Origin of the sequence: Bilophila wadsworthia ATCC 49260 (assembly GCF_000701705.1) — a bacterium.
GTDB classification, from domain to species: Bacteria; Desulfobacterota; Desulfovibrionia; order Desulfovibrionales; family Desulfovibrionaceae; genus Bilophila; species Bilophila wadsworthia.
Map to the genome: position 1 here is coordinate 23682 of NZ_JNJP01000048.1, position 6640 is coordinate 30321.

Here is a 6640-nt window from a genome sequence, read left to right on the forward strand (position 1 = left end):
CACTCTGACCCCCGGCACGGGATGGTTCTTCAAGGGCCTCCCTTCCGGTAAAAGGGTTGTCCCAATTTACCCGATGGAGACCCCCAACGGTGCGGCAAACACTGTTGGGGGTCGCTTCATTCCATCGGGCTTGCCTTCTAGCTCAGGATTTTACCCATGAGCCAGCTTGCCAGACGGGAGAACGCGCCCCACAGGGCCGCTTTCGTCACCAGCCTGAGCAGATGGTACATCCGTCGTTTTGGCAGCTTGCCTCCTTTCCATCCCTGCCTGTCTGCGGAGAGGAGGCCCCGTTTTGTCCCTTGCGGAACTTCGTCACCCTACGGACATATTCCTTGGAAATCAAGGTACAGCAAGCCCTTTCTGTCTTCCTGTCAGTGTATCCGGAACTGGTCGGGGTTGTCGGAGGGAACGTCCCGAATTACCAGGGCGTGTTCCTGCGTGGCCATGGCTCCCAGACGAGCACGCACTACGGGACAGTGACCCACGCCAGTGCGGATTTGGGAGAACTCCAAGGGGACTCCATCAGAGAAATCTGGGGAGTCAACGAATGGGCAATGAGTTCATGGAGCCATTTTCCTGCTACTACTCAAAATGGAGCATATTATTTTGTGCGGAGAAATCGGTTAAACACCGAAATAAGAGATGGCGGTGGACATGATTTTGATTTTTCAGCCTATTTCAATGCTTCTCGCGTAACCCCAACCAGTTCGGAAATCCGTCCCATCAACAAGGCCGTAATTTTTTTGATTCGTGCAAAGTGATTGAAATTGAAAAAACGACCTACGCTCCTGATGAGCACAGGTCGTTTTCCATTCCTGCGGGTAACGTGCAATATTAAGACGTATAATTCAATGAATAAGCTGTATTATTTTGCGCGAACCAAGTAGATCACGCTTCGATTGACCGGACGATTTTCATCGGCGACGGGGACAACTCGTGAAGCATCAAGCCCCCACGACGTGCCTGATCCCCACTCACCGCCGGAAGCGGCACGGTCGTTTGCTTTCCAGGAGTAAAATGGGCCGTTCCCCCATCCTCCCTCCAGCCAACGATATGGCCGCCAAAGGTTCCGGATATGTTGCGTATGGCGTCCCCCTGAAGTTCCCCCAGACCTGCGCTGGTGTGGGTCACGGTACCGTAGTGGGTGGACACCTGTGAACCGTGGCCTCGCAGGAAAATTCCCCGGTAATCCGGCACCCGCGAACCCACAAGTGAGGTCAGTTCCGGATACACTGCGCTGGATATGGATTGCCCGTTACATTCCAGCCAGTTATCTCTGTCAGAAGGCCATGAGTTGGAAGGCCAAGTAATCACCGTTCCAACGGGGATCGAAGCCCCCACGCTTTTGACAGAAATTGTTGTAGGATTAAAGCTGGTTCCATCAGCAGCCACCCATGGCAAGGCCAGCCCAAAACACAAAAGAAAGAGCAAGAGCAGTCTTTTCATGACGCTCTCCCTAGTTGCCTGCATGTTGCCGGAAGAGCGAGTGCATGGCAGTCACAGTCTCTTCGATGAAGCCCATCTTCAGGAGGAAGTCCGTGTCGGGATCGGCGTCTTCTCCTTTCTGTCTACGGATGCGCGGTGTCTTCAGGCCGCTGAAGCTAAAATCCGCGTTCAAAGTAAAAATGGACACCAGTTCATCTTCCGGCATTGAGGAAAGCCTGATTTTGAGGCTGGTAAGCAAGAGCCCGGATTCCAGTCCGGCTCTCGCGCTGTCCGGCGCATCTGTTACTGAGACTGAAGGCCCATCCGTCCGGGAAAGCGTAACCTTTTCCTGTTCAGCTATGGAGTAGGTCTTTTCATCGAGGGAAAGCGTCATGCTTTCCGCATAAATGTCCTTCATGAGGTCTTCCAAGGGATGATCCGAGCCGCCAGTAGTCCCGGAGAGCGCAATCGGGTACAGGCGTTCCAGTTCTCCGCCAAAGGCCGATTCCATGCATTTTTCAAAAAGTTCAAGCACCGACTTAGAGGTGCTGGCGACATAGACAAGACCAGTGGACATATTCACGGCCACACCATACATGGAAGGCCGGGGCTCCGTTTTGGAAAGCAGCATGTTCTTGCAATGCTCCCGGATTTCTCCTTTCCTTCCCTTGCTGAGGGCTTTCTTCCCTTGGGTTTGCAAGTTCTCGATTTCCTCACGGACCTTTGCGGCCACATGTTTTTTCAGAATGGCGGGAGCGATGCGCCTTACATCCACCCTGAAGCCAAAAGCCATATAATGCCCTTTTTCCGGTATGGAGTTGATCCATTCCGTATCGAACATGTCATCACAATTGACAAATCCACATGCCTTTTCTTCCGGCACGTTGTCGATGGAACGGAAGGCGAATCGCCTGATCGCGTCGCCAGTGATGTTGGCGAGGAGTGGGGATTCGGCGCGGTAGACGGTCAAGGGAATGGAAGATTTTATAAGAGTCATAGCGTTCTCCTGTTTATGAATTTATCTGGATTTGTTGTTTTCTTCTTTTTTGAGCTCTAAATAGAAAGTATATTGTAGGCCGCTTTAAGTATGGATTCCTTGTCTTCTTTAAAAAGCAGTTTGAAAAAAGAAATCATTTTGGCCTCCTATTAAAGTCAGGTTTTCCATCCTTCCCCCAAAAGCTCGTTTTACAGTTTGGATAGCCGGAGCAGGAAAAGACTTCATAGGGTTTCCCCGCCTTGCTGGTGCCTTGCCTGTAGAGCAGCGCCTTACCGCAATCGGGGCAGGTAAACTCCGTCACCACTCGCGGAGACTTTTCTTTGGGCTGGCCGGGGGTGCCGTTGTCATCGGGCAGAAAGACATTGTTACCGTCCGGATGCCCTTGTTTGTTGTAGCAAGCCCAATATGTCCCCCTATCGTTTTTCCCTGAGTAAAGGGGGCGACCGCAGACGGGGCATGGATACTCCGAGGGTATGGCCCTTTCTCGCGGTTTGCCGGGTTTACCGTCCTCATCCGGCAAAAACGTCCTGCAATCGGCATCGGAGCAGCTCCAGAAAAATTCGCCGGCGCAACGCCTTGCCACACTTCGGGCAGGGGAAGGCACCGGGCTGAAGTGCGGCAGAGGTGGAGAGGACGGGGGCCAAAAGTAAAGGAAGAGCTGCATACTGTTCACGCATGAAGTCTTCCAGAGAGGTTTCCCCACGGGTTATGGCTTCAAGGCGTTGTTCCCATTGGGCCGTAGTAACCGGATCGCGGAGCGTGTCCGGGGGCATGTCGATGAGGGACTGGCCGAGCGGCGTGGACACAAGGGATTTGCCGCTGGCTGTGATGAACCCACGGCCCTTGAGAGTTTCAAGGATACTCGCCCGTGTCGCTTCCGTCCCGATGCCCTCATTTTCCTTTAGAACGGCCTTGGCCTTGGCGTCGGAAACGAAACGGTGGACGTTGGCCATCGCCTCGATCAGTGAACCTTCCGAAAACCTGGAAGGCGGCGTGGTCTTCTTTTTGAGGGCGTCCACGTCGGCGCAGAGTACGGCGTCATTGTTGCCGACGGACGGCAGCGACTGTTCGGCCTCTTTCTTTTTGGCGTCCTCATCGTCCTCTTCAGCCGCGAAACCGGTCCAGCCCGGCTCGATGATCATCCGGCCACGGGCTTCCCATGCCGTTTCCACGATGGTGGCCAAAATCTTCTGGGCCTCGTAGAGCATGGAGGGATAGAACTGGAGAAAGTACTGGACGGCGATCATCAGGTACAGCTCCTTTTCCTGCGCCGTGAGGCTCCGGGGCTCTTCGCCGGTGGGGATAATCGCGTGGTGGGCCGTAATCTTCTTCGTATCCCAGACGGGGCCTTTCAAGGCGGAATCGGCCTTGGCGGTCACGGCCTCAAGACCGGAAACGCCGGAAAGGGCGGTAATGATCCGGGCGGCATCACTGAACTGCTCTTCGGGCAGATAGCGGCAGTCGGTACGCGGATACGTCGTCAGCTTCTTTTCATAGAGCGACTGCGCGGTATCCAGAACCTGTTGCGCGGTCATGCCGAGCTTGGAGGATGCGGCCTTCTGAAGCGAGGAAAGGCAATGCGGCAGAGGGACTGGCTTTTTCTTCTTCTCGCGTGTGACGGAGGTGATGATGCCGTTTTTGCCGCGCACGGCATCCATGATGCCTTGGGCGGTGGCCCCATCGACGAGACGGCCTTCACTGTCCAGTCCGGGTTGTGTTTCCGAAGGCTTGAAGATGGCTGAGAACGTCCCCGCATCGTGCTGGAGCCTTGCCTGAAGGACGAGATAATCAATGGGGGTGAAGGCTGCGATTTCCCGATCCCGGTTGACGACAAGGGCAAGGGTGGGCGTCTGGACGCGTCCCATCGACAGCACGCCATCCCGTCCCGATTCCCTGCCCCGGAGCGTCATGGCGCGAGTGGCGTTCATGCCTATGAGCCAGTCGGCCTGTGAGCGGGCGCGGGCGGAATCCCGGAGATTGGCGTAGTCCCGGTTGTCCTTCAGTGTTGCCAGAGCTTTTTGGATAGACCGGGAATCGAGGGATGCCAGCCAGATACGCTGAACCGGGCCGGTGTAGCGGAAGTGTTCGAGGACTTCATCCACGAGGAGTTGGCCTTCCCTGTCCGGGTCGCCCGTGTTGACGACCGTAGCGGCCTCACCGAGCAGATTGCTGATTACCTGAAGTTGAGCGCGGGTGCTTTCCTTGGGCTTGAGCCGCCACTCACGGGGAATCATGGGTAGGGAGCTTCTTCGCCACAGCTTCCATGCTTCATCATAATCATCGGGATCATACTGTTCCAGCAAATGCCCGAAGCACCAGGTCACGGCGTCGTTCCCACAGACTATATACCCCTGACAAGTCTGCGTGACGCCGAGTTCAGCGGCAATGGCTTTGCCGAGTGACGGTTTTTCGGCAATGAAGAGACGTTGGATCATGGACTCCTCTCAATTCAAAAGGTTGCGATACATTCCGAAACGGCGTTTGAAGGGGTTCAGCAGGGCCGGGAGCAGACCTTCTTCCAGTTCTTCGGCCTGAAAGTCGGCGTTGAAGCCCTTTCTGCGGTGGTTTTCAATGCGCAGGGTGTTCCCATAGAAAGACATGCTCCATCCTTTGGCGTCGTCATTGCGGGTGACTTCCTGTGAGTTGGGGAACGCCGCGCACCATGTGGGAAGAAGTTTTTTGAGCCTGTAAAAGAGGTTCGTCATGCGGGCGTCCGTTTGGACCTCTGTGAGATGAACGCCGTGCAGAAATGGAGAGGGTTGCGAATAGAGGAAGAACTTTGCGATGCAGGCGCGGTGGCATCCGTCTTCCGCGACGTAGCCTTTGCCGTCATGAAAGCAGAAACTCATGAAGGGGGCACGGAATTGTTCGAGGTTCAGGTAGTACTCAGGATTCACCGTAAACAGCCTGATGTTTTTCCGCATCTTTTCGCCCTTATCGAGGAGTTCCCTCCATGTCATGCCGGGATAGTTGGGATTGGCTGTCCCACAGATCAGGCCGGTGTTTACCGAAGCTGACCAGCAACGGCTTATTGAGCGGATGAAGGGTGCCGGACGTAGCGATTCGATACAGCTATCGGCAACGGCGGGTACTGTATCAAAAAGTTCTTTGATTTGTTCGTCAGTCATCGCCGTCCCTTGTGGCTACTCATCAATCCAGTGGCCACCGTTGAGCCGTTCGCCAACGTAGTTGATGCCGACCTTCCATGTTTACTCATGGCCAGCGTAGGTCCGGCAGTAGGAGGGCAAGGCGTCATCAATGATCTAGACCCATTTGGTGCGGCAGCGCGGGGTATCTCACGGTCTTCTCGGCTCATGCGCCGCCAGACGTCATCTGGAATGCATTCCTCAACGGGGGATTGCTTTCTGAGCTGACGGTTCAGAAGATCAGCGGTGCAGCGTTCAGCGCCGTCTCAGTCTCATGCGTAGGTTCGAACAGTACAGCAAGGCTCCAGCGAAATTATGAGTGCAGCGGACCACCAGCGGACGGATGGGCGTGACCATGCTGCGGGCAGGCCGCAGCGGTGGCGAGTACATTATGCGGATGCCGAGCCGCCTGGCGATCAGGGGATGGAGGTTTGGGTAGGGCCTCATGATTGCCCTTCCTTTTGGATGGAAAAAGGCGGCAGGGGGGAGCAGCCCACGGGCGCAGGGGGCCGCAATGATGAGGGGCTGAAGCAAAGCCTTACGGTCATTTGATTCTTCACGGGGAAGAGAAATTTTAAGAGACTGGATATGGAGGAAGAATGCCCCGAGGGAGACAGGCCGCAGAGTACCTGAAGGGGGCGGAGTGGTTTGAGGGCCGGGAGGGAGGGCTTTACAAGGGCGGGGTGCTTATAATACAAAAGGCGCACCACAAAACCTCAATTTTGGAGGTATGTGATGCGCCTTCAGATGTCTGTTGGCGTCCCCAAGCGGATTTGAACCGCTGTTGACGGCGTGAAAGGCCGTATGTCTTTCTAGCTACTAGTCTTTGATTCTCAAAGACTTTTTTTTTACCTACATGCGAATTTTTCTCTATATACCGCATGAGGTAAGAAATGGCAATACTGAAAGACGCTTGGCAACTTTATAATTCTTTAACTCTTTGTGATGACTCAAAAAAGGGAGTAAGAACCGAACTCCGTAGGTGGGAGCTTCACCTCTCTCACCTCGAACAGAGAGAAATTAGCTCTATAAAAAAACTCGATCTCGCTCGGCTCCGCTGCCATCTCGAAAA

General features: G+C 54.7%; 7 protein-coding genes. 1 reads left to right on the plus strand and 6 read right to left on the minus strand.

Annotated features, from left to right (window positions below; all coding sequences use genetic code 11):
• Nucleotides 1-332 precede the first annotated feature (332 nt).
• Nucleotides 333-761 (plus strand): hypothetical protein, encoded by a 429-nt coding sequence (locus T370_RS25095; RefSeq protein WP_156034434.1) that lies wholly within the window; start codon nucleotides 333-335, stop codon nucleotides 759-761.
• A 127-nt stretch (nucleotides 762-888) separates the two neighbouring features.
• Here T370_RS25095 and T370_RS23720 read toward each other — a convergent pair whose 3' ends face one another.
• The 6 genes from T370_RS23720 to T370_RS25105 form a co-directional block, all read right to left on the minus strand.
• The gene (locus T370_RS23720) at nucleotides 889-1446 is read right to left on the minus strand and encodes a phage tail protein (protein WP_051643861.1); all 558 of its coding nucleotides are present in this window, start codon (nucleotides 1444-1446) and stop codon (nucleotides 889-891) included.
• Nucleotides 1447-1456: 10 nt separating this feature from the next.
• Nucleotides 1457-2422, minus strand: coding sequence for a hypothetical protein (locus tag T370_RS23725; RefSeq protein WP_051643862.1), 966 nt, complete (start codon nucleotides 2420-2422; stop codon nucleotides 1457-1459).
• A gap of 133 nt (nucleotides 2423-2555) precedes the next feature.
• A complete protein-coding gene (locus T370_RS25100) occupies nucleotides 2556-3026 on the minus strand; it encodes a topoisomerase DNA-binding C4 zinc finger domain-containing protein (RefSeq protein ID WP_248604268.1) in 471 nt (156 codons plus the stop codon).
• Nucleotides 2932-4857, minus strand: a complete 1926-nt coding sequence (locus tag T370_RS22980) for a DNA topoisomerase 3 (RefSeq protein ID WP_051643863.1) — start codon at nucleotides 4855-4857, stop codon at nucleotides 2932-2934. Before T370_RS22980 ends, T370_RS25100 begins: the two co-directional genes overlap by 95 nt.
• A gap of 9 nt (nucleotides 4858-4866) precedes the next feature.
• Nucleotides 4867-5550 (minus strand): hypothetical protein, encoded by a 684-nt coding sequence (locus T370_RS0114715; RefSeq protein WP_029436167.1) that lies wholly within the window; start codon nucleotides 5548-5550, stop codon nucleotides 4867-4869.
• A 273-nt stretch (nucleotides 5551-5823) separates the two neighbouring features.
• Nucleotides 5824-6015, minus strand: coding sequence for a hypothetical protein (locus T370_RS25105; protein ID WP_156034436.1), 192 nt, complete (start codon nucleotides 6013-6015; stop codon nucleotides 5824-5826).
• Nucleotides 6016-6640: the final 625 nt, after the last annotated feature.